The sequence below is a fragment of the Lichenifustis flavocetrariae genome, assembly GCF_026130545.1.
Lineage (GTDB): Bacteria > Pseudomonadota > Alphaproteobacteria > Rhizobiales > Beijerinckiaceae > Lichenihabitans > Lichenihabitans flavocetrariae.
Window position 1 is genome coordinate 245,748 of record NZ_JAMOIM010000008.1, and the last position, 22,729, is coordinate 268,476.

Sequence of the window (22,729 nt, forward strand, 5' to 3'; positions counted from 1 at the left end):
GCCATGGCGGTCAAACTTAGCGATGAGAGCGACGATATCGGCGAGATCGCCGATATCAACGTCACACCCTTCATCGACGTCACCCTGGTGCTGCTCATCATCTTCATGGTGGCGGCGCCGCTCTCCACGGTCGATGTCGCGGTCGACCTGCCGACCTCGAATGCCCAGGTGCAGCCGCGCCCGGACAAACCGGTCTTTCTGACCGTGCGGCGGGACCGCAGCCTCGCCATCGGCGACGACGCGGTACCGCGCGAGGCGCTGCAGACACGCCTCGATGCGGAAACCGGCCGCGACCGCGAGCACCGCATTTTCCTGCGCGCCGACCAGGGCATCTCCTATGGCGACCTGATGGGTGTGATGAACATCCTCCGCGGCGCCGGCTATCTGAAGATCGCCCTCGTCGGTCTGGAGGATACGGGTGTCCCGCCGTCGGTAGCGCCCCCGACGTCCGCCACGCCATGACGCTTCATCCGCTCGAGAATGCGGGCGGGGCCAGATCCGTCTTGCGTTGGACGGCGGCGAGTCTCGTCGTCGTGGCGACGCATGCCGGGTTGGGATGGTGGGTCCTCACCCATCCGATCTCGAGGGCCGAGCCCCCCGAGGCCGCGCAGGGCATCACGATCGCCCTCGAGCCAATCGCGACGCCGGAGAACGCGCCGGAACCAAACGAAAGCGTGGCGTCCGGCGCGGCACCGACGCCCCAGAGCGCGGCCGCGCCTGACGCGCAGTCCGATCCCAGCCCGGAGACTGCTCCTCCGCCGCCTGAACTGACGCCGCCGCCGATCCCGTCTCAACCGGAGCCACCGCCTGCTCCCGCGCCGCCACCGTCCGAGCCAGCGCCCGTGGAAGAACCGAAGTCTGTACCGGTTCCAACGCCCGAACAAACTACGGTGCCGCCGCCTCCCGTGGACGGCAAAAGCGATGCGGTGCTCGCCCCGCCACCATCGGCCCCGCCAAGGACGAAGCCCATCCGGCCAAAACTTCAGCCGCAGAGAACCGATCCGAAGCAGCTCGCCCGCGAGGCGGCCGAGCGCAAAGCCGTGGCCGAACGCAAGGCGCAGGAGCGCGCAGCCCGAGCCGAAGCACGGGCTGAGGCGCGCGCCGCCCAGGCTCGCGAGGCCGGCGGACCGGCCAATCAGGACGCGGCGCCGAGCAGCGCGTCGTCGGGTGCCGCGGTGGCGACATGGCGGGGCGCCGTGAAGGCGCATCTCGATGGCTACAGGCCGGAATCGCCGAATGGCGCCAGCGGTACGGCCCGCATCGCCTTCAGCGTCGATCGGAGCGGCCGAGTGCTCTCGGCTACTGTGGCCGGAAGCTCCGGCGACGGCACGCTCGATCAGGCCGCAATGGCCCTGGTCCGGCGAGCGAGCCCCGTTCCCGCTCCGCCTCCCGAACTCGGGGGCCGGATCAGCCTCGTGGCGCCGGTTCGATTCCACTGATGGATAGGGAGCATGCGACTGCGCTCTTCGATGACAAGGTGGCTGGCGCAGACTGGCTCGACGACTTGTTTGTCGGCCCATTGTCCCACTGGCGTGGCAAGCTGGTCTGGGATGGCCCAGCCGGCGCGACGGCCGCTGCGGAGCTCGGCGAACATCATCGATTCTCAGCCGTGATCGACCGCTTTCAAGCCGCTCAGGGCGGGCCGGACCGAATTGCCGCGACATCGTTCTGGAGCCAGATCTATTTCAGCACACTCATCGTTCCCGCGGTCGTCGCGAGCCTCGGACTGGCGCGCAACCTGCGCCTCGGCTGGAGTGACATGCATGTCACTCTGTGCCCGCGAAGCGGCGTCCCACTGCACTTCGGCATGACGCCGGACCGTGCCCCAACCCTCGATACGCCACTGTTGCACCCGCTGTTCGAGGGGCATCTCACGCCGTTCATCGCCATGGTACGGCGCGAGAGCGGCCTGTCGTCCAGGCTGTTGTGGGAGAATGCCGGTTGGATTCTGGTCTGGATCCTTGGCGAGATGGCACCCTGCTTGCCTTCCGGGCGTGCGGGCCATCCTCGCCGATCGCTCATGGCCTGCTCGGCCCTGCGATGTCCTCGAAGGAATGAAGCGCGCCACGCGCGAAGGCTTGCCCGTGACCCGTCGCGTCTGCTGCCTCCGCTACCGCGTCCCGGGCTTCGCCTACTGTGAAGGCAGTTGTCCGCTGATCGGGCGCCCCGAGGCTGGAGACCGCGGCGGCATCTTTTCGCCGCCTCAGTCTTCGTGCATGGCTCGCTTTCCTATCGCGGGTCCGACGCTACGTCGCCCGAAGCCAAGACGATGATGACCAGCACCGCCACCCTCCTGCACCGCTTTTTCGACTATTATCGACCGCACAAACGTCTCTTCGTTCTCGATTTTTCCTGCGCCATCCTGTCGGGCCTGCTTGAACTCGGCTTTCCGATTGCGGTGTCGCGCTTCATCGACACGCTCCTGCCGACCCAGAACTGGCCGGTGATCCTGCTCGCCGCCGGGGCCTTGCTGCTAATCTATGCGGTCAACACCGGGCTCATGGCGATCGTGACCTACTGGGGTCACATGCTCGGCATCAATATCGAGACCGAGATGCGGCGAAAGAGCTTCGATCATCTGCAAAAACTATCGTTCCGTTTCTTCGACAACCAGAAGACCGGCCACCTTGTCGGCCGCGTCACCAAGGACCTTGAGGAGATCGGCGAGATCGCCCATCACGGCCCGGAGGATCTTCTGATCGCTGTCATGACCTTCGCGGGTGCTTTCGCGCTGATGATGGCCGTGAATGCGAAACTGGCGCTCATCACTGCGCTCGTGGTCCCCGTCACGGCCTGGATCACCACCCGCTACGGCGGCCGCATGACACGCAACTGGCATGCGCTCTTCAGCCGGATTGGAGACTTCAACGCCCGTATCGAGGAGAACGTCGGCGGCATCAGGGTGGTGCAGGCTTTTGCCAACGAGGATCATGAGCGGCGTCTCTTCGCGCTGAACAATGACGGCTACCGGAGGACGAAGCTCGACGCCTATCGCGTGATGGCGGCCTCGACTTCCCTCAGTTACTTCGGCATGCGGGTCACGCAACTGGTCGTGATGGTGGCCGGCACATGGTTCGTGCTGCAGGGACAATTGAGCAACGGCGGCTTCGTCGGCTTTCTGCTGCTCGTCGGCGTCTTTTTCCGGCCGGTCGACAAGATCAACGCCGTGATCGAGACCTACCCGAAGGGCATCGCGGGCTTCCGACGCTACCAGGCGCTGCTCGATACAGAGCCCGATATCGTCGACCTTCCGGGCGCGCGCGACGCACCGGCCTTGGAAGGCGAGATCTGCTATGAATCGGTCGGGTTCGGCTACACACCGGACCGGCCGATCCTGCGCAACGTGGACCTGCGGATCCGGTCCGGCGAGACGGTCGCGTTCGTGGGCCCCTCCGGCGCCGGCAAAACGACGCTCTGCTCGCTGCTGCCGCGCTTCTACGACGTCGAGACGGGACGGATCACGATCGACGGCATCGACATCCGCGCCATGACGATGGCGTCGCTACGGAATCAAATCGGCATCGTCCAGCAGGATGTGTTTCTGTTTGCCGGCACCATCCGCGACAACATCGCCTATGGGCGTCTCGGCGCCGACGAGAGCGCGATTGTCGAGGCGGCACGTCGCGCGCGCCTCGACGCCATGATCGCGGCTCTGCCGGACGGTCTCGACACGATCGTCGGCGAACGCGGTGTGAAACTCTCGGGCGGGCAGAAGCAGCGCCTTGCGATCGCACGCATCTTCCTCAAAAATCCACCGATCCTCATCCTCGACGAAGCCACCTCGGCGCTGGATATCGAGACCGAAAAGGCCATCCAGGCCTCCCTGGCCGAACTGGCCCGCGGCCGCACGACACTCATCATCGCCCATCGCCTCGTCACGATCCAACACGCCGACCGCACCATCGTCGTCAATGGCGGAGAGATCGCCGAGCAAGGCGCACATCCTGCAGGTGAGCGCTTGGTCGAGCACTGACCTGGCTGCGCGGCAAGGCGCAATCGGGCGCCAGTGCGCTCGTCTCCGTCGTTTGTCGGCTCGATAGCGGCGCTCCGAAACAGATGTTCAGCGGCCAATCGCTTTGGCAGGTGGTGCCGATGGTCAAGGCAGGGACCGGATAGAAGGGAAGGCGGCAGTTTTCTTGCGCCAAGTAAACTTCGTCACCCCCGTCAAACCGCAAAAAGCGGTGGACACGAGTCACTATCCGGGTATATGCTCGTATCTATGACCACTTGCTTTTGTACCAACCTTCGCCTCGCGACACGGCGGCTCACTGCCGTCTACGACGCGGCTCTCGCGCCGGTGGGCATCAACATCGGGCAGTATTTCCTGCTGCGGAAGATCCGCGACAGGAGATCGGTGAGCCTGACGGAGTTGGGGCAACTGGCAGAACTTGAGCGCTCGACCGTCGGGCGCAACGCGCGTGTGCTGGAGCGCATGGGCCTGGTCGTTACGGCACGTGGAGAGTCGGATCAGCGCGAGGCGCTCGTGTCGCTGACGCCGGCCGGACACACGCTTTTGAAGGACGCTCAGCCCCTCTGGGAGGGTGCCCAAGGAGCCACCGCGTCCCGACTCGGTATGGCGAACCTGTCGACGCTGCAGACCGTGCTGGAAGCAATCTGAAACCATACCTGAAGCGGGTATATACACGTATTGGAGCAGAGGCATGAGATACAGGGTACTCGGGAAGACAGGCGTACGCGTCGCTCAAATCGCCTTAGGGGTGGCGAACTTCGGCAAGCGATGGGGCCATGGCGCCGACGAAGCCGAGAGCGCCGCGATTTTCAACGCCTACGCGGAAGCAGGCGGCAACTTTATCGATACGGCCGACGTGTATCAGTTCGGCCAGTCCGAGGAGATCGTGGGCGGCCTGATCGAGGGCCGGCGCGAGGACTTCTTCCTCGCCACCAAGTTCACCAACGGCGCCAGCCCCGGGCCCAATCGGCTCGTCACAGGCAACAGCCGCAAGGCCATGGTCGCCTCGGCCGAGGCCAGCCTGAAGCGGCTCAAGACCGATCGGATCGATCTTTACTGGGTGCACCATCCTGACGCCTTGACCCCGTCCGAAGAGATCGTCCGGGGCCTCGACGACCTCGCCCGCGCCGGGAAGATCCTCTACGCGGGCCTCTCCAATTTTCCCGCCTGGCGGGTGGCCCGCGCGGCGACGCTCGCCGAGCTTTCCCGCGCCGTCCCGATCGCCGCGGCGCAATTCGAATACAGCCTCGTCCATCGCGCGCCGGAAGCGGACGTGCTGGAACTGTGCCGGGCGCTCGACATCGCCCCCATCACCTGGTCGCCGCTCGGCGGCGGCATGCTGACCGGCAAGTACCGCAAGGGCGAGACCGGCCGAGCCGAGGCTCTCGGTGGCAAGGTGTTCCAGCCGGAGAACTCGGACGTGCGCAGCGCGGCGCTCGATGCGGTGCTCGCCATCGCCGAGGAGCTCCGCGTCACGCCCGATCGGGTGGCGATTGCCTGGGTGGCCCGGCGCGGCGGGTGGCCGATCATCGGCCCCCGGACCCTGGCGCAGCTCACCAGCAACCTTGGCGCGGCCGACGTAACGCTGTCGCCCGCGCAGCTCTCCCGGCTCGACGCCGCAAGCGAAGCGCGGCGCGATGCGGTCACGGCGCCAGCCGTCTCGCTCGACGACGCCGCGACGGATAAACTTCTGATTCCAGTTGCCTGACCCACACCCGAGAGGCTGACATGAAAACTGAGGGATCCATCGTACTCATCACCGGCGCCAACGGCGGGATTGGGCGCGCGTTCGTGCACGAACTTCTCAAACGCGACGCTGCCAAGATCTAGCTCGGGGGGGCGGGACCCGGCGGCTCTGGAGCCGCTGAGTCCCGGTTCCGATCGGCTGCTTCCGCTGGCGCTCGACGTCACGAAACCCGAGCAGATCGCTGTTCGATGCCTTCAACGACGAGGACAACCGCAGGTGTCGCCACCCCCCGATGTCGAGATCGTCGGCATGGCGTTCCAGTGTATGCGCAAGACCGCCGACAAGATCCTCAAGGATTTGAAACTGCTTCGCTAATCTACACCCCGTCGCATGCGGCGCGCGGCTGCCAACCATCCAGCCTTCGGTCGCAGTCCGTGTCACCCCAACTAATTCCGCGTGAAAGGACTTGCAGGAGAGACTTGGCAGCAGTAACTATCATTATGATAGTAACGGAGTGGCGACGTGCAACGCAAGAGCTTCGGCACAATGGAATGTGCCATCGCGCGCAGCCTCGAACGGGTCGGCGAATGGTGGAGCATCCTGATCCTGCGCGACGCCTTCTACGGCGTCACGCGGTTTGACGAATTCCAACAGAGCCTGGGCGTCGCGCCCACCATGCTGACCAAGCGCCTCGGCGTGCTGGTGGAGGCCGGCCTGCTGGAGCGGCGGCGTTACCAGGAGCGTCCGCCGCGTTACGAATACCTGCTGACCGATCGCGGCCGCGACTTCCGGCCGGTGCTTCTCGCCCTGCTCGAATGGGGCAACCGGCATTTCGCGCCGGATGGAACGAGCGTCGAGATCCGAGACGCGCGTTCCGGCCATCTCGTCGAGACGGCCTTTGTGGATCCCTCGACGGGCGCGACGGTGCCGCTTGAAGACATCCGCGTCAGCCCCGGTCCCGCCGCGAGCGAACGCGTCAGAAAACGCATCGAGCGCCATCCCGCACGGTTCACCGAGGAAGAACGCCCATGAGCGCCGCGACGTTCGAGACCACGTCCACGGCCGGTTCGCTACCCGGCCAGGTGGCCGCCAAGAGCCGCCGCCCTTCCGTCAAGCGCCTGCTGCTCGGGGGCGGCGCTCTGGCCTTGCTCGTGGCCGGGGGCCTCTATGGCCACCAGTGGTGGACGATAGGCCGCTTCTTTGCGAGCACCGATGACGCCTATGTGGGCGCCGACGTGACAGCGCTCGCCTCCCAGGTCGCCGGCTTCGTCGCCGACGTGCCGGTGGTGGACAACCAGGCCGTGCGGGCCGGTGACGTCCTGGTGCGGATCGACGACCGGCCGTACCGGGCCGCACTCGCCCGAGCCGACGCGAGCGTGGACGCCCAGGAGGCGGCGCTCGCCAACCTCGATGCCGCTCGGCGGCTGCAGGAGTCGGTTTCGGACGGTGCGAGGGCCGATCTCGATGCCGCCAAGGCCGAGACTGCGCGGACGCGCTTCGACTTCGACCGCTACAAGTCGCTTTCCACCGACCAATACGCCTCGGCGCAACGCTTCGAGCAGGCGGATGCGGACCACAAGAAGGCTGTCGCGGCGGTGGCCAAAGCGCAAGCCGCCCTGGAGGCGGCGTCGCGCCAGCTCGACGTGATCGACACGCAGAAGAAGCAGACCGATGCGGCGCTCGGGGTCGCCCGTGCCGATCGGGAGATCGCCCGGTTGAACCTCGGCTATACCGAGCTGCGCGCGCCCGTCGACGGCGTTGTCGGCAACCGCAGCGCCCGCGTCGGCGGCTATGCCACCGTCGGCGCCGCGCTCGTCTCGCTGGTGCCGGCGCGTGGCCTCTGGGTCGACGCCAACTTCAAGGAGAGCCAGCTCGCCGCGATGCATCCGGGCGAGGTGGTCACGATCGAGGCCGACGTGCTGCCCGGCGAGCGCTTCACCGGCCATGTGGCGAGCCTGGCGCCCGCCACAGGGGCGCAGTTCAGCGTGCTCCCGGCCGAGAACGCTACGGGCAACTTCACCAAGATCGTGCAGCGGGTGCCGGTGCGCATCCTGCTCGACGGTGATGCCAGCCGGCTCGGCCGTCTGCGACCCGGCCTGTCGGTGACGGCGTCCGTGGACGAGCGCACGGCCCCGCAGACCCGGACGGTCGCGGCCACGAGTCCGATGGAGGCGGTCGAATGAGCTCCTCCGACGTTGCGGCCGGCCGGATCGCGCCGCACCGAACCGTCGTGCCACCGGCCGAACTGTCGGACGCCCAGAAGATCTTCGCCTTCGCGTCGATGGGCGTCGGCTTCTTCATCGCGCTGCTCGACATTCAGATCGTCTCCGCCTCGCTGGCCGATATCGGCGGCGGCCTGTCGGCGAGCCCCGACGAGGTTGCCTGGGTGCAGACGAGCTATCTGATCGCCGAGATCATCGTCATCCCGCTGTCGGGCTTCCTGTCGCGCGTCATGTCCACGCGCTGGCTGTTCTGCGTCTCGGCCGTGGGCTTCACGGCCACCAGTCTGATGTGCGGCTGGGCCTGGGACATCAAGAGCATGATCGTGTTCCGGGCGCTGCAGGGGTTCCTGGGCGGCTCGATGATCCCGACCGTCTTCACTACGGCCTTCGCGTTCTTCCCCGGCAAGAAGATCATCGCCGCCGCGGCGACCCTTGGGGCCCTGTCGTCGCTGGCCCCGACCCTCGGGCCGACCGTCGGCGGCTGGATCACCGACAACTACTCCTGGCACTGGCTGTTCTTCGTCAACCTCGTGCCGGGCGTCTTCGTGGCCGTCGTTGTGCCCCTGATGGTCCGTATCGACGTGCCGAACCCGTCGCTGCTCAAGGGCGCCGATTACCTCGGCATGGCGCTGATGGCGGTCTTCCTCGGCTGCCTGGAGTACGCCCTGGAGGAAGGCCCGCGCTGGAACTGGTTCGAGGACGACACGGTCCGGACCACCGCCTGGATCTCGGCCGTCGCGGGCGTCGGGTTCGTGTGGCGGAGCCTCACCTTCGCGCAGCCGGTCGTGGACCTGACGGCTCTAAAGAGCCGCAACTTTGCGCTTGGTTGCTTCTTCTCCTTCGTGACCGGCATCGGCATCTTCGCCACCATCTACCTGACGCCGCTGTTCCTGGGCCGCGTGCGCGGCTTCAGCGCGTTACAAATCGGCGAAGCCGTGTTCTCGACGGGCGTGTTCCAGGTGATGGCGATCCCGGTCTACACCTTCGCGTCGCGCCGGTTCGACCTGCGCTGGCTGCTGATGTTCGGTCTCGGCATGATGGGTCTCAGTATGCTGAGCTTCACGCCCATTACCCATGACTGGGGCTGGCGCGAACTGCTGCTGCCGCAGGCCTTTCGAGGCTTCGCCCAGCAATTCGCGGTCGCGCCCACCGTGACGCTGACGCTAGGTGGCCTGGGGCCCGAAAAGCTGAAGCTGGCCTCCGGCCTGTTCAACCTGATGCGCAACCTTGGCGGCGCCATCGGCATCGCGGCCTGCGGCACGGTGCTGAACGACCGGGCCAACCTCCATTTCCTCCGGCTGGCCGAGCACCTGACGCCCGGCAATGCCGCCATGCAGAGCCTGGTGGCCGGGGTGGCGACGCATGATGCGGCGGCCTTCGGCGGCGATGCGGCGCACGGCCAAGCGGCAGCGCTCAGGCAGCTCTGGTCGCTGACCTGGCGCGAGGCCCAGACCATGACCTACGCCGATGCCTTCCTGCTCATCGCCTTCTGCTTTGGCTTCGCGACCGCCGCCGTGCCGCTGATGCGCAAGGTGGCCCCGCCCAAGGCGCCCTCCAGCGACGCGCATTGAAACCCCATTTCGCCAACAGGAGTGCCCGCGATGACCGACACGATGGCCCGCCAGATCGTTCTCGCCTCTCGGCCCGAGGGGGCCGTGCGTCCCGAGAACTTCCGCCTCGAAGAGGTCGCGACGCCTGTCTGTCCGCCGGGCGGCCTGCTGCTTCGGACCTTGTTCCTGTCGCTCGACCCCTACATGCGCGGCCGCATGGACGACCGGAAGTCCTATGCCACTCCGGTCGCCATCGGGGGCGTGATGGAGGGGGAGAGCGTCGCGGAGGTGATCGGCTCGGAGCATCCCGACCACGCGGTGGGCGACCTCGTGCTCGCCCGGACGGGGTGGCGTACCCACGCGCCCTCGGACGGGACGGGCCTGCGAAAACTCGATCCGGCACTGGCGCCGCTCTCGACCCGGCTCGGCGTTCTCGGCATGCCGGGTTTTACCGCTTATGCCGGGTTGAAAGTGATCGGCCGGCCCAAGCCCGGCGAGACCGTCGTGGTCGCCGCTGCGAGCGGACCGGTCGGCTCGCTGGTCGGGCAGCTTGCCAGGCTGGCGGGCGTGCGGGCGGTCGGCATTGCCGGCGGCCCCGATAAGTGCCGTTACGTGATCGAAGAACTCGGCTTCGATGCCGCGGTCGACCATCGGGATCCCGACATGCGGACGCGTCTGGCCGAGGCTTGCCCGGATGGCATCGACATCTACTTCGAGAATGTCGGTGGCGCGGTTTGGCAGACCGTGCTGCCGTTGTTCAACCGCTTCGCTCGGGTGCCGGTCTGTGGGCTCATCGCTCAATATGACGGCGCCTGGCACGGCACCCCGGACGATCTCCAGGCGACCATGCGCGCCGTGCTGACCCGGAGCCTCACCCTGCGTGGCTTCATCAACTACGAGTTCGACGCCGAGCATTTCCCCTCGTTCCTCGACACGGTCGCCCCGGGCGTCGCGGACGGCAGCATCCGCTACCGCGAGGATGTCACCGAGGGTCTGGAGAACGCCCCGTCGGCCTTCGTCGGCATGCTGACGGGCCGGAACTTCGGCAAGGTCCTCGTCCGTGTGGCCCCCGATGCCGTTGGCGCGGCCAAATCTTGAGGAACACAGTCATAACCAACCGCGAGATCGTCCTCTGCCATCCCGTTCGCATCGCCATCGACGGGTTCAGCGTGGCCCTCTCGCGAACGCCTGGCACGGATTGGTGCCGCGGCGGTGCGGGAGTCGCTCAAGCGGGCCAGACTCGACCCCACGCGCCTAGACAGCGTCGTGAAGGTGAATGTCGTGCAGGGCGGCAACCGCATGAACCCGGCACGACAGGCGGCCGTCGGCGGCGGCGACCCTCGCACGCACTCTCGATAGCGGCGGCTGTTCAAACTAAATGCAAAACGATGAATGCCGCCTGGGCCAATCCGCTTTAACGAGACGCCATTCTTGATGGGGTCGACCGGCTAGCTTGTTGACAAACGTTGGTGTGCGAGCCACGCGCTGTCAGCGTGGATCGCCCATCGTCAGCGTGACCGGCGGGTGCGCCTGGGCTTGCGAAGCGTGCTCGTGTCGGCGTCACCTGTCTCCCGTGATATCTCCGTGGCAGCAATTGCCCTGACTGCCGAAGAACTGCCAAGCTACGTCGCAAACTTGCCCTTGCCGTGTCGCCCGTCTAGGGTCGTCCTGCACGGCGTGTTCAGGAGTGGTTTGAAGGCTGCGAGCGGCGGCGCGGATGGCGAGAAAGACGTAGTCTTGCTCATCCACGATGGCGTGCAAGCTCTCGACGTGGCAGAGCCTCTTGATGTCTTTGCCGAGGCGAACGGCTTCCTGCCGGACGACCAGGGTATGACCTCGGCGGCAGCACCTCACCGATTTCATCCACGCCTACAACTTTGGGCGGCGATTGAAGACCTAAAAGGCCGCACCCCTACGAAGCCATCTGCAAACATTGGACTTAGGACCGGAACGGTTGAGGCTCAATCCAATCCACCAAATGCCGGGACTGAGCAGAGACGACACCCGCCGGCCGTGATGTCTGGCCAAGTCGCTTCGCGCCGACTTCACCGTCACACTCACGCAGTGCGGCATCGGATCGAAAAACAACGGCTTGAACAACCTGTTGCACCGTGCCTTCTATAGCGCACGCGGAAGCGCTTCGGTCGCAGCTGCGCCAGTCAAAAAACAGGTCCAAACAGACCAAGAGGGGGAGATGAGGATGCGTCGAGTTATCTATGCGCTGCTTGCCACAACGGCTGTTGCCTTGGCCTCCGGGCCGGCGCGGGCCGACACAAAAGACATGCGGATCGCTTTTTCGAACAACTATGCCGGGAATTCCTGGCGTCAGGCGATGCTCAAGAGCTACGGCGCCGTTGCCGACAAGGCTGTGCAGGACAAGATCATCGGCGCGGCGGATGTCTTCACCACATCCGACAAGGAAGTGCCGACACAGGCTGCGCAACTGCAGAACCTGATTCTGCAGGGCTACAATGCGATCGTTATCAACGCCGCCTCGCCTGAAGCGCTGAATGGCGCGGTCAAGCAGGCCTGCGACGCCGGCATCGTCGTCGTCTCGTTCGACGGCATCGTCACCGAGCCCTGCGCGTACCGCATTCGGGTCGACTATCGGGCCTTGGCTGCCAAGGCCATGGACTATCTTGCGACAAAGCTGCCGAAGGGCGGCAACCTCCTCGAGATCCGCGGCGTCGCCGGCACGTCGATCGACGATGATTTTCACAATGGCACGCTCGATGGCTTGAAGAAGTACCCGCAGTTCAAGGTCGTGAATTCAGTTGAGGGTGATTGGGACGAGACCACGGCCCAGAAGGCCGTCTCCACCGTGCTCCCCTCGCTGCCGGAGATCGTCGGCGTCGTCGATCAGGGGGGCGACGGTTATGGCGCGGCACAGGCCTTCCAGAACGGCGGACGCAAGCAGCCGATCATCATCATGGGCAACCGGCAGGACGAACTGGCCTGGTGGGTGCAACAGAAGAAGGCCAACGGCTACGAAACCTGGTCGGCATCAAGCGCGCCCGGCGTGTCCACCATGGCATTCTGGGTGGCCCAGCAGGTTCTCGACGGCCGCAAGGACATCCCGCACGATCTCGTCGACCCCTATCTGGCCTTCACGCAGGACACGGTCGATGCGGCTCTGCCGAAGATCCCCGTCGGTGGCGTTGCCACCATCGAATACAGCCAGGACGACGCCAAGAAGATCATCGACGACAACATGAAGAAGTGAGGCGCCGCGCCGTCCCTGTCAGGACCGCCATGGGCGGGCCGGACAGGGACGGGTTTCGAGGCCTTCAATGCGTCCTGAGCGGGTGATGTCGCAGCATTCTGTGGTGATCGAACTGACCGGCACCGAAAAGTCCTTCGGTGCCGTTCGCGCGTTGGCCGGCGTCGATCTCGCCGTCGCCATGCACGAGTGCGTGGGGCTCATTGGCCATAACGGGGCAGGCAAGTCGACCCTGATGCATGTCCTGGCCGGCACACTGACGCCCGACAAGGCGACCGTCGCGGTCAAGGGCGAGACGCTGAAGCGCTACGGGCTCGTGGCGGCGCATCGGCTCGGTATCCGTTGCGTGTTCCAGGAGCTGTCCCTCTGTCCCAACCTCACGGTGGCCGAGAATGCACGGATCCTGCATCCGGCACTGCGCGGCTTCGGCTGGCGCAGGCGGGCGGGCGAGCTGATCATCTCCAAGCTCGACGAGATCTTCCCGGATCACCGCATCGCGGCCGACGCCATCGTTGGGGATCTGCCGATCGGGAAGCGGCAAATGATTGAGATCGCCCGCGCGTTCACCGTGACCACTGCTCCGGTCAACCTCGTCATTCTCGACGAGCCGACTTCCTCGCTTGATGGACACACCGCCAGCCAGCTTTTCGCCTTCCTGCGGCGCTCGGTCAAAGCGGGCATGAGCTGCATCCTGATCTCGCACATGCTCCGAGAGATCCTGTCGACCACCGACCGTGTCGTCGTGATGCGCGACGGCCGCGTCGTCACCGCTGGCCCGACGTCGAGCTTCGATCGCAACAAGCTGGTCGTGGCCATGGGCGGCGCCGAACACCACGGAACGCAGGCGGACACGCCGGCGCCGCTTGCTGCCGCGGCCGCAGCCTCGGAGGCGCCAATCACCGTGCGCATGAAGCCCAAGGGCCAACACGACGGACGCGAACTCCTGGCCCGCGCTGGCGAGATCGTCGGGTTGGCAGGGCTTGCCGGACACGGTCAGACCGATCTGCTGCTCGCCGTGTTCGACGCAGGCAGCGGCCGTGCGAAGAAGGGTGCGGTCGCCGACCGGATCGCACTTGTGGCCGGCGATCGGCAGACCGATGGGGTGTTTCCGCTCTGGTCGATCGCGGAGAACATCGGCGTGCGATCATTGGCGCGCTTCCGCAAGGGAGTGTTACTGTCAGTGGAGGCGGAGGACGCGCTGGCGGCGCGCTGGAAGGAGCGGATCAAGATCCGAACGCCGGACATGCGCAACCCGATCCTGTCTCTGTCGGGCGGCAACCAGCAGAAGGCGTTGTTCGCTCGCGCACTCGGGTCCGACGCGACCACCGTTCTCATGGACGATCCGATGCGCGGCGTCGACATCGGCACCAAGCTCGACGTCTACGATCTCATCCAGGAAGAGGCGCAAGGCGGTCGTACCTTCCTTTGGTACACCACCGAGATGGACGAACTGCGTCACTGCGACCGCGTCTACGTGTTCCGCAACGGCAGCATCGTGGCCGAACTGGCGCGCCATGAGGTCAGCGAAGAACGGGTGATCGCCGCCTCCTTCGCCGAGGCGGCATGAGCGTGAGCGTGGTGTCTTCGACCAAACCGGGCGGCGCAGGAGTCCTGCGTGTCCGCCGCACCCTGCGGGCAGTGCTGCCGGCCCTGTCGCTGATCCTGATCCTGCTCGCCATCTGGCACCTCAACGCCCGCGCGATCAGCTATTTCGGCCTCAATCTGATGCTGAACCTCGCCGTCCCCGTGGCGCTTGCCACCGTCGGTCAGATGTTCGTCATGGCGAGCAATGACCTCGATCTGTCGATCGGCACCTTTGTGGGTTTCATCGGCTGCATCACGGCGACCGTGCTGCACGACAGTCCCGTTCTCGGCATCGCCATTTTCGCGGGTTGCATTGTTGTGTACGCCCTGCTCGGCGCACTGATCTACCTGCGCAATTTGCCCTCGATCGTCGTGACGCTCGGCATGTTCTTCGTCTGGCAGGGCCTTGCCATTTTGGTCCTCCCCAAGCCTGGGGGCCATGCGCCCGATTGGCTGAAGGCACTGATGAGCCTGAAGACGCCCTACGTCCCGTTTCCGGTGATGGCCGCCGTGGTGATCGGGGTTGTGGCTTATGTGGGCCTGATGCGTACGTCCTATGGGGCCGTGCTGCGCGGTGCCGGTGGCAATGCGGTGGCGGTGGAGCGGGCCGGCTGGTCGATGCTGAAGGTCAAAATGATCCTGTTTGGCCTGGCGGGCTTCTGCGGCGTTCTGGCCGGCATGGCGCTGATCGGTCTCACCACCTCGGCCGACGCCAATCTGGGCAATGGCTACACACTCCTCTCGATCGCCGGCGCTATTCTGGGCGGTGGCGAATTCACCGGCGGCCGCGTTTCGCCAATCGGTTCCGTGATCGGCGCGCTGACGCTGACGCTCGCTGGCTCGCTTTTGAACTTCATGCACATCTCCCCCGACTGGCAGGTGGCCGCGCAAGGCGGCATTCTCATCGTCGTGCTTGCTGCTCGCGTGCTGATCAACCGCGCTGGAAGTGCCGCATGATCGCCTCCATGCGACGCGTCATCGCCCAGCCGTGGCTCTATTCCTTTGTGGGCGCCGCCTTAGTCTGGATCGCCGCCGTCACCTACACGGGTGGCTACGGAGCCGGCGGCATGTTGTCCGCGGGCATCGCGCTCGCCGCCTTTTCGGTGATCGTCGGAACGGCGCAGATGTTCGTCATCACGCTTGGGCCGGGCAATGTCGACCTGTCGCTGCCCGCCAACATGGGGCTTGCCAGCGCCGTTGCGATGAAGGTCATGGGCGGCTGCGATGCCCTGGTGCTGGTGGGCCTCGTGGCGGCGATCGCCTCGGGGACGACCATCGGGATCGCCAACTACCTGCTGATCCGGCTGCTGCGCATCCCGCCGATCATCGCGACGCTCTCGGCGAGCTTTGTCGTTCAATCCATCGGCATCAGCTACGGACGTGGCCTGCAGGTCAAGCCGCCGCCAGGCTTTGCCACGGCCACCACCGTGCAAATCGCCGGGGTGTCGGTCATGGCCGTCGTCGTGGTGGTCTTCTCCGTCGGGATCGGGCTTCTTCTGCATCGCACGACGTTCGGCCGCTCGGTCGCGGCGATCGGCCAGAACGCCCGCGCGGCCCGCCTTGCCAATATTCCGGTCGAACGCATAAGGGCACTGACCTATGCCCTGGGCGGCGCGTTAGGCGGACTTTGCGGCGCCTTGCTGGCAGGCTACTTCCAAGGTTCGTCCCTGGACATTGGGAACGAATACCTGCTGACCTCCATCGCGGTTGTCGTCATAGGCGGTACTTCCGTCGCGGGTGGCAGAGCCAATGTCACAGGCTTGTGGGGCGCTTCGCTTTTCCTCGTCATGTTGTTGACCATGCTGAACACTTACGGGGTGAGCGCCGGTGTCCGATTACTTGTGACCGGCCTTGTAATCATCGCCGTGATCGTCACAGCAGGAGGGCCGCGCATCGCGCGGTAAGTGCCGGTTTGGCAGCTGCCCCGATCCGATATCACCCACATGATCATGTGCATGCTCTCGGGGGTGAGTGAGAGGTAGTCCCAGAACGTGTCGTGAGCACTCTGGGCCTGCGGAAAGCCACGATCGGGCTCCTCCTTCACGGCATGGATGAGGTCGGGGAACTTAATCGCGTCCTGGATGAAGAACACCGGGAGGTTGTTGCCGCCGAGGTTTCAGCTGCCCTGCTTGGTGTAGAACTTGACCGCAAGGCCCGCATGTCGCCCGCCATGCCGGTCTGGCGCGTGGTCGATTTCTGCGCCGGGGCCGGCGGCAAGACGCTGGCCCTCGCGGCCGACATGCGCAACCGGGGGCACGTGATCGCCTGCGATGTCTCCGAGGGGCGGCTGAAGCGCGCCGCGGAGCGGTTCCGCCGCGCGGGGCTGCACAATATCGAGACGCGGCTCCTCGCCTCCGAGACGGACCGCTGGGTGAAGCGCCACAGGGGCCTCTACGACCGCGTGCTGGTCGATGCGCCCTGCAGCGGCACCGGCACCTGGCGGCGCAACCCGGACGCCCGCTGGCGCACCCTCGAGGCCGGGCTTGAAACGCTCCTGCCCCAGCAGGCCCGCATCCTCGCGAGCGCGGCGCGGCTCGTGAAGCCCGGCGGCCGGCTCGTCACCGCCACCTGCTCGCTGCTCCCCGACGAGAACGAGGCACAGGTCGAGGCTTTCCCGGCGGCCCATCCGGGCTTCCGGGTGGTGCCGGTGCGGGTGGTGGCGCCGGAGGTCACCGGCTCGGCCCATCCCGACCATCTGGCCCTGACGCCGGCGCGGCATGACACGGATGGGTTCTTCGCGGCGGTGATGGAGCGGGGGGCGTCTATAAAGATGTCCGAAGCCGGCAATGTCTGATCGCAAGAATGAATTTTTGCGCCGCAGCTACATTGCCCACCGTCACAAAGAAGAAGGCGTTATAGTAGAAAATCTAGAAAGCTCTTGCCCCTTATGTCAGATTTAGGTAATTCGATTGAACGAGGAAGGGCTCACAGATGGACCACTTTGAGCGGCTTAAATCGCTTCTGCGGAGCCATCGGAAACGTCAGGGGGTCCTATTTGTAGGTGCTGGCTTTTCTGCGGAGGCCAAAGGATTTAACCTGCAAGGTAAAATACAAAAGCTTCCATCTGCACGTGACCTCGCAAAGCATATGGCCGACGATCTGAATGAAGACTCCTCAGATCTCATGTCTCTTTCAAGCCTGTATGAAGACAAACATGGAGAGTACGGGCTTTACTCGCTTTTAAAGACATTCTTTGTAGCGAATGAAGTGACCAATGCGCAGCGTAGTGTAGTACGCTTTCCTTGGAAACAGATATATACAACAAACTATGACAACGTCGTTGACACGTGCCTTTCTGAAATAGGCACAAAGCACTCGATCCACACGACCTCTCAGAAAGTCTCAGATGTAGACAGCAGGGTTTTACCAATTATCCATATCAATGGATACATACAATCTGCGAGTTTCTCTAATTATAGGAAAGAGGTCAAGCTAACTGAGGTTCAATACTTCTCGGACGACTTCTCTCGATCGGCATGGGGCGAAAGATTTCGAACGGATATAATCACGTCACCCTTTATCGTATTTGTTGGGTAGTCCTTGTATGACCTGGATATAGCAAGGGTAATCAATTCGTTTGAAGGCATTACTGATAGAATTTTCTTTGTAGTTAACGAGTCTCCGTCTCGAACACTGCTTAAAAAGCTCGACGGATTTGGACGTGTACTATCAATTGGAGTTGATGGTTTTGCTGCGGCGGTTGCGGATATTCTTTTGCAGCCAGAGGTCGAGACAACTAGCGATCCTATCGCTTGGGAAAGGATAGATACGCCGACTGTCCCATCTGCCCCATTGCGTGATATCGATGTTATCAATTACCTAATGTCAGGAAGTGTAGACGAGAGCCTGTTAGCCACAGACATACTTCGCAACCAGCATGATTTGTCTATCAACCGCGAGATCTCGAACTACATAAGTGATGCCATCATCGACAAGCGATTTCGTAATGCGCTTGTATCTGCAAACGTCGGCAATGGAAAAACTGAAGCACTACTCGCGATAGGTTATAAGTTAGCCGCTAGGGGCCATACGGTTTATCGTGCCTCATCGCGCCCTTCCTTGTTGCTCAAAGAGGTCGCATTACTCAGGGATAAGCCTGGGCCAATCGCCCTGATGATTGATGATGTATTTTCATATATTGACGTTGTTAAAGGCATTCGGAGTATAAGCCGAGACGACATTTGCATTATTGCTAGTTCTCGGACAGCGCAAGTCGAGCTTCAAGAAGCCTTTATCCGAGCCACGTTCAACAATGAAATCGACATCTTTAATCTCGACAAGCTGTCCGCGGCAGAAACTCGTAATGTCATAGAGCTGTTTGATAATTATGCGCTCTGGGGACCTCGCCAACCGCAAAGCTTTGAGCAAAAGAAGATTTTCATTGATCGAGAATGCTCAGGTGAACTGCGGTTCCTCATACTTGAAGCGCTTAATTCTCCTAATATCCGATCTCGTGTTGAACAGATCATGAATGTGAACGGCAGCACAGCTGACCAAGAGCGTGTTCGTAAAGTGTTAATCCTCTCTCAACTGCTAAACCTTGCGCAAATCAGGAGCGATCTATCTCTTATCAGCGAAATTGTAGGATTCGATGCTCGCAAGGCAATTGCGGATCATGCAGGAAGTCTCAAAGATTTCGCGCTAATAAGAAATGGTCAAATTTCGATTAAATCGCCCATCTTTTCTGAGTATGTCATAAAACGGTTGCTAGACACATCGTTTGTTATAAGTACAATGATTGACGCAATGCGTCAGCTTGACGATATTCATGATAATTCATCTGAGTATCAGCTCGTGTATAGAAATTTTTCGCGTTATATTTTTGTTGAACAGGCTATCGCTGCAGATAAGAGGCTAAAATTTATGGTGCATTATTTTGAAAATATCAAAGAGCTTAGCCACTCTCGAACGCATCCACTATTTTGGCTTCAATATGCAATGTGTCGCATGTCGCTTGAACAATGGGGAGAAGCGAAGCGCTTATTTGACGTCTCGTACTCCTTCTCGAAATCGTTAGGGCACAAAGAGAACCGGCATCAGAATAATCAATGGGCCAGATTTCTGCTTGAGAGTCGAACGAAGTCCAACGAATTCACTGATTTTGCCAAGTCATTTAACGAAGCGCATTCAATCTGTGTCAAACAAATGATAGATGAACCCTCCAGCTATGCACCTTATCGTGTCGCGAAGGGCTATCTTCCATTCCTTGAGCGAAGGCTTCTTGAATTCAGCACTGGCGAGTTGCTCGGGATTATCAGATCTGCGTCCGAAATCATTAGGCAGTATAATACTAATGGTAAGAAAATCGGTCATGATGCAGTTGAGAGGTGTGTCGAATGCATGACAAATACTATTAAGATGGCTAAGAAAAGACTGGCTGAGCGTGGGGTTGCGATCTAACGGCGCAAGAAGACAGGCTTGCTGCCGCCGCGGCATATAAGATAGCGTATTCACGATGCATCCTGTCTGCGGTTTCGCAGACCTGCCGCGAGCGCCTTATTCATCCTGGTCTGCCACCCAGGGCCATCGGCCTTGTAGGCGGCCAGGACATCGGGCGGCACGCGCAGCGACACCGGCACGGACTTGGCTTCGGACTTCGGACGGCCCCCAAGGCGCTTGAAGGCGTTCGCGAGTTCGACCGGCAAGCCCTCGCCGTTCGGCCGCAGCTCCGCGATCTCGGCATCGGTCAACTCGGGCGTATCGGACACCTCGTCCCAATCCGCCTGCGAATAGTCGGGGTTCGGCACGTAGCCCGGCGCGTGCTTAGAGGTTGTCATAGGCGGCCCTTTCCTTGTCGCTGGCGTCGCGCACGCTCACCACGTCGCACCCCTCGGAGCCGAGCGGCGAGATGATGACCGTGACGACGGCGTCGTTGAACCACGTTCCCACCAGCAGCCGGCGCTCGCGGCCGGTCTGGCTCGGCTTGGTCCTGCGGCTCAGGTAGCGGTCGAAGCTGAACGCGGTCTCGAAGTCGGCCGGGTCATAGCCATGCTTGGCAATGTTGGCCGACCGCTTCGGCTGAGGCGCGAAGGACTTCACGCCTTCTGTATATACCGAAACCGGTCAGGCGTAAACCGTTCGCCTTGGCCGGAATCTAACCGTCATCGCGAGCGAAGCGCGGCGATCCAAGCTGCGTTGCGGATGTTCGGACCGCTGCATGGATTGCCACAGCGGCTTCGCCGCCTCGCAATGACGGCGGACGAGCCGCAGCTTGGTCCTGGAGCGGCGAAAGCAGTCTCCCGTCCGGCTCAGCCCCCCAAACGCCGCACCGGCACCCCCTTGGTCGAGAACCGCTGCCCCCCGCCCATGCGCTTTACGGGGCGCGACGTCCCCGGCGCCCCGCCCGTCACTGGCGGCTGGGTGAAGGGCACAAGCTGGTCGGGCCGTGGACCGATGAGGTCTGCCCGCCCCATCGCCCGCAGGGCCTCGCGCAGCAGCGGCCAGTTCTCGGGGTCGTGGTAGCGCAGAAAGGCTTTGTGGAGGCGGCGCTGACGGAGGCCCTTGATGGCTTCGACGGGTTCGCTGCCGCCGCGCCGCACGCCGCGCAGGGTGTTGAGGCCGGTGTGGTACATGGCCGTCGCGGTCGCCATCGGCGACGGCAGGAAGGTCTGCACCTGGTCGGCGCGGTATTTGTTCTTCTTGAGCCAGAGCGCGAGGTGCATCATGTCCTCGTCGGTCGTGCCCGGATGGGCAGCGATGAAATAGGGGATGAGGAAGTATTTCTTGCCGGCCTCCTTGGCGGCCGCCTCGAACATCTCCTTGAACTTGTCGTAGGTGCCGATGCCCGGCTTCATCATCTTGTCGAGCGGCCCGCGCTCGGTGTGCTCGGGCGCGATCTTCAGGTAGCCGCCGACATGGTGGGTGACGAGCTCCTTGACGTATTCGGGGCTCTTCACCGCGAGGTCGTAGCGCACGCCCGAGGCGACCATCACCTTCTTGACGCCCTTCACCTCGCGGACCTTGCGGTAGAGGCGGATGAGGTCGTCGTGCGAGGTGTTGAGGTTCGGGCAGATGCCGGGGAAGACGCAGGAGGGCAGCCGGCACGCGGCCTCGATCTTCGGGTCCTTGCAGGCCATGCGGTACATGTTGGCGGTGGGGCCGCCGACGTCCGAGATCACGCCCGTGAAGCCGGGCGTCTTGTCGCGGATGTGCTCGATCTCGCGCAGGATCGAGCCCTCCGAGCGGTTCTGGATGACGCGGCCCTCGTGCTCGGTGATGGAGCAGAAGGTGCAGCCGCCAAAACAGCCGCGCATGATCGTCACCGAGAACTTGATCATGTCCCAGGCGGGGATCTTGGCGTCGCCGTAAGAGGGGTGCGGCGCGCGGGCGTAGGGCAGGTCGTAGACCGCATCCATCTCGGCGCTGGTCAGCGGGATCGGCGGCGGGTTCAGCCACAGGTCGCGGTCGCCGTGGCGCTGCACGAGGGGCCGCGCGTTGCCGGGGTTGGCCTCGCGGTGCAGCACGCGCGAGGCGCGGGCATAGGCCTCCTTGTCGTCCACCACGGTCTCGTAGGCCGGCAGCCGGATCACGGTGTCGCCGGGGCGGCGGGCGGCGGCCTCGTCGGCGGAATCGAGGTCGTCGGCGGGCAGCTCGGTGTAGTGGTCGGGCACGCGGCGGAACAGGGCGACGCCCCGGATGGCATCGAGATCGCGTGGGCTCGCGCCGGCGGCCATGCGGTTCGCCACCTCGACGACGGCGCGCTCGGCATTGCCGTAGATGAGGAGATCGGCCTTGGCGTCGGCCAGGATCGAGCGGCGCACCTTGTCGGACCAGTAGTCGTAATGGGCGATGCGGCGCAGCGAGGCTTCGATGCCGCCGAGCACGACCGGCACGCCCTTGTAGGCCTCCTGGCAGCGCTGGGTGTACACGATGGTGCAGCGATCGGGCCGCTTGCCGCCCTCGCCGCCGGCCGTGTAGGCGTCGTCGCTGCGGAGGCGCCGGTCGGCCGTGTAGCGGTTGACCATCGAATCGAGGTTGCCGCCGGTGACGCCGAAGAAAAGGGTCGGCCGGCCCAGAGCCCTGAACGGCTCGGCCGACTGCCAGTCCGGCTGCGCGATGATGCCGACCCGGAACCCTTGCGATTCGAGCAGGCGGCCGATGATGGCCATGCCGAAGCTCGGATGGTCCACATAGGCGTCGCCCGTGACCAGCACGATGTCGCAAGCGTCCCAGCCGAGCGCCGCCATTTCGGCACGGCTCATCGGCAGGAACGGCGCGGCCTCGGCCTGGCTCTGCCGCAGGCAGGACAGGGGCGTCAAGGCTTGTTGGGCGGAAGCGATGGTTTCCATGGTGTTACGCATAGGCCGCCCTCGGGGCGAACTCAACCGACAGAACTCAGGCCCTGACGTGCGACCTGCTCAAGACACGCCCATTCGCCCAGATCAGCCGCCAGCAAGATCCTCTGGACTGAACCGCCCCGGGTTTGCCGGAGGCCCCAACTCCTGAAAGGACGGGGCTATGACAAGCAAGACAACGAACAAGTTTTCGCCTGAGGTC

The 22,729-nt window shown here is 63.7% G+C and carries 21 protein-coding genes and 2 pseudogenes; 19 read left to right on the forward strand and 4 right to left on the reverse strand.

Annotated elements, in window-relative coordinates; genetic code table 11:
* Positions 1–3: 3 nt before the first annotated feature.
* From exbD to M8523_RS14460, 16 genes and pseudogenes are all read left to right on the forward strand, one after another.
* The gene (gene exbD / locus M8523_RS14390) at positions 4–462 is read left to right on the forward strand and encodes a TonB system transport protein ExbD (protein WP_282585563.1); all 459 of its coding nucleotides are present in this window, start codon (positions 4–6) and stop codon (positions 460–462) included.
* Positions 459–1,439: a cell envelope integrity protein TolA gene (gene tolA, locus M8523_RS14395; protein WP_282585564.1), complete on the forward strand. Its 981-nt coding sequence runs from the start codon at positions 459–461 to the stop codon at positions 1,437–1,439. The genes exbD and tolA overlap by 4 nt, the downstream gene beginning before the upstream one ends.
* A complete protein-coding gene (fhuF, locus tag M8523_RS14400; protein WP_282585565.1) occupies positions 1,439–2,140 on the forward strand; it encodes a siderophore-iron reductase FhuF in 702 nt (233 codons plus the stop codon). The genes tolA and fhuF overlap by 1 nt, the downstream gene beginning before the upstream one ends.
* Positions 2,055–2,273 carry a (2Fe-2S)-binding protein gene (locus M8523_RS36745; protein ID WP_428350553.1) on the forward strand — a complete coding sequence of 73 codons (219 nt, stop codon included), beginning with the start codon at positions 2,055–2,057 and terminating at the stop codon, positions 2,271–2,273. The genes fhuF and M8523_RS36745 overlap by 86 nt, the downstream gene beginning before the upstream one ends.
* Entirely contained in the window at positions 2,270–3,973 is a 1,704-nt protein-coding gene (locus tag M8523_RS14405) for an ABC transporter ATP-binding protein (protein ID WP_282585566.1), read from the forward strand. Before M8523_RS36745 ends, M8523_RS14405 begins: the two co-directional genes overlap by 4 nt.
* A 246-nt stretch (positions 3,974–4,219) precedes the next feature.
* Entirely contained in the window at positions 4,220–4,618 is a 399-nt protein-coding gene (locus M8523_RS14410; protein ID WP_282585567.1) for a MarR family winged helix-turn-helix transcriptional regulator, read from the forward strand.
* Positions 4,619–4,718: 100 nt separating this feature from the next.
* Entirely contained in the window at positions 4,719–5,678 is a 960-nt protein-coding gene (locus M8523_RS14415; protein WP_282585568.1) for an aldo/keto reductase, read from the forward strand.
* A gap of 501 nt (positions 5,679–6,179) precedes the next feature.
* A complete protein-coding gene (locus M8523_RS14420) occupies positions 6,180–6,689 on the forward strand; it encodes a winged helix-turn-helix transcriptional regulator (RefSeq protein ID WP_282585569.1) in 510 nt (169 codons plus the stop codon).
* Positions 6,686–7,840, forward strand: a complete 1,155-nt coding sequence (locus tag M8523_RS14425) for an HlyD family secretion protein (protein WP_282585570.1) — start codon at positions 6,686–6,688, stop codon at positions 7,838–7,840. The genes M8523_RS14420 and M8523_RS14425 overlap by 4 nt, the downstream gene beginning before the upstream one ends.
* Entirely contained in the window at positions 7,837–9,450 is a 1,614-nt protein-coding gene (locus tag M8523_RS14430; RefSeq protein ID WP_282585571.1) for a DHA2 family efflux MFS transporter permease subunit, read from the forward strand. The genes M8523_RS14425 and M8523_RS14430 overlap by 4 nt, the downstream gene beginning before the upstream one ends.
* A 30-nt stretch (positions 9,451–9,480) precedes the next feature.
* Positions 9,481–10,527: an NADPH-dependent curcumin/dihydrocurcumin reductase gene (gene curA, locus M8523_RS14435; RefSeq protein ID WP_282585572.1), complete on the forward strand. Its 1,047-nt coding sequence runs from the start codon at positions 9,481–9,483 to the stop codon at positions 10,525–10,527.
* Positions 10,528–11,269: 742 nt separating this feature from the next.
* Positions 11,270–11,421, forward strand: a pseudogene (locus M8523_RS14440) (IS481 family transposase); the annotation flags it as partial.
* A 202-nt stretch (positions 11,422–11,623) separates the two neighbouring features.
* Positions 11,624–12,652 (forward strand): ABC transporter substrate-binding protein, encoded by a 1,029-nt coding sequence (locus M8523_RS14445; RefSeq protein WP_428350558.1) that lies wholly within the window; start codon positions 11,624–11,626, stop codon positions 12,650–12,652.
* 85 nt (positions 12,653–12,737) lie between these two features.
* Positions 12,738–14,216 (forward strand): sugar ABC transporter ATP-binding protein, encoded by a 1,479-nt coding sequence (locus M8523_RS14450; protein ID WP_282585574.1) that lies wholly within the window; start codon positions 12,738–12,740, stop codon positions 14,214–14,216.
* 8 nt (positions 14,217–14,224) lie between these two features.
* The gene (locus M8523_RS14455) at positions 14,225–15,190 is read left to right on the forward strand and encodes an ABC transporter permease (RefSeq protein ID WP_282585575.1); all 966 of its coding nucleotides are present in this window, start codon (positions 14,225–14,227) and stop codon (positions 15,188–15,190) included.
* Positions 15,190–16,137, forward strand: a complete 948-nt coding sequence (locus tag M8523_RS14460) for an ABC transporter permease (protein WP_282585597.1) — start codon at positions 15,190–15,192, stop codon at positions 16,135–16,137. The genes M8523_RS14455 and M8523_RS14460 overlap by 1 nt, the downstream gene beginning before the upstream one ends.
* Before the next feature lie 20 nt (positions 16,138–16,157).
* Here M8523_RS14460 and M8523_RS14465 read toward each other — a convergent pair.
* Positions 16,158–16,388: pseudogene (locus M8523_RS14465) on the reverse strand (catalase); the annotation flags it as partial.
* Between the two features lie 84 nt (positions 16,389–16,472).
* Here M8523_RS14465 and M8523_RS14470 point away from each other — a divergent pair.
* The 3 genes from M8523_RS14470 to M8523_RS14475 all read left to right on the forward strand — a co-directional run bounded on the left by M8523_RS14470 (position 16,473) and on the right by M8523_RS14475 (position 19,633).
* Positions 16,473–17,027, forward strand: a complete 555-nt coding sequence (locus tag M8523_RS14470; RefSeq protein WP_428350561.1) for an RsmB/NOP family class I SAM-dependent RNA methyltransferase — start codon at positions 16,473–16,475, stop codon at positions 17,025–17,027.
* 329 nt (positions 17,028–17,356) lie between these two features.
* The gene (locus M8523_RS36750; RefSeq protein ID WP_428350572.1) at positions 17,357–17,770 is read left to right on the forward strand and encodes an SIR2 family protein; all 414 of its coding nucleotides are present in this window, start codon (positions 17,357–17,359) and stop codon (positions 17,768–17,770) included.
* A gap of 3 nt (positions 17,771–17,773) precedes the next feature.
* Positions 17,774–19,633 (forward strand): P-loop NTPase, encoded by a 1,860-nt coding sequence (locus M8523_RS14475; protein ID WP_282585577.1) that lies wholly within the window; start codon positions 17,774–17,776, stop codon positions 19,631–19,633.
* Positions 19,634–19,683: 50 nt separating this feature from the next.
* Here M8523_RS14475 and M8523_RS14480 read toward each other — a convergent pair whose 3' ends face one another.
* The 3 genes from M8523_RS14480 to M8523_RS14490 all read right to left on the reverse strand — a co-directional run bounded on the left by M8523_RS14480 (position 19,684) and on the right by M8523_RS14490 (position 22,521).
* On the reverse strand, positions 19,684–20,010 hold the full coding sequence (locus tag M8523_RS14480; protein ID WP_282585578.1) for a BrnA antitoxin family protein: 327 nt from the start codon (positions 20,008–20,010) through the stop codon (positions 19,684–19,686).
* Complete coding sequence (locus M8523_RS14485) at positions 19,997–20,272, reverse strand: BrnT family toxin (RefSeq protein WP_282585579.1); 276 nt, start codon at positions 20,270–20,272, stop codon at positions 19,997–19,999. Before M8523_RS14485 ends, M8523_RS14480 begins: the two co-directional genes overlap by 14 nt.
* A 209-nt stretch (positions 20,273–20,481) precedes the next feature.
* A complete protein-coding gene (locus M8523_RS14490) occupies positions 20,482–22,521 on the reverse strand; it encodes a YgiQ family radical SAM protein (RefSeq protein WP_282585580.1) in 2,040 nt (679 codons plus the stop codon).
* Positions 22,522–22,729 lie beyond the last annotated feature (208 nt).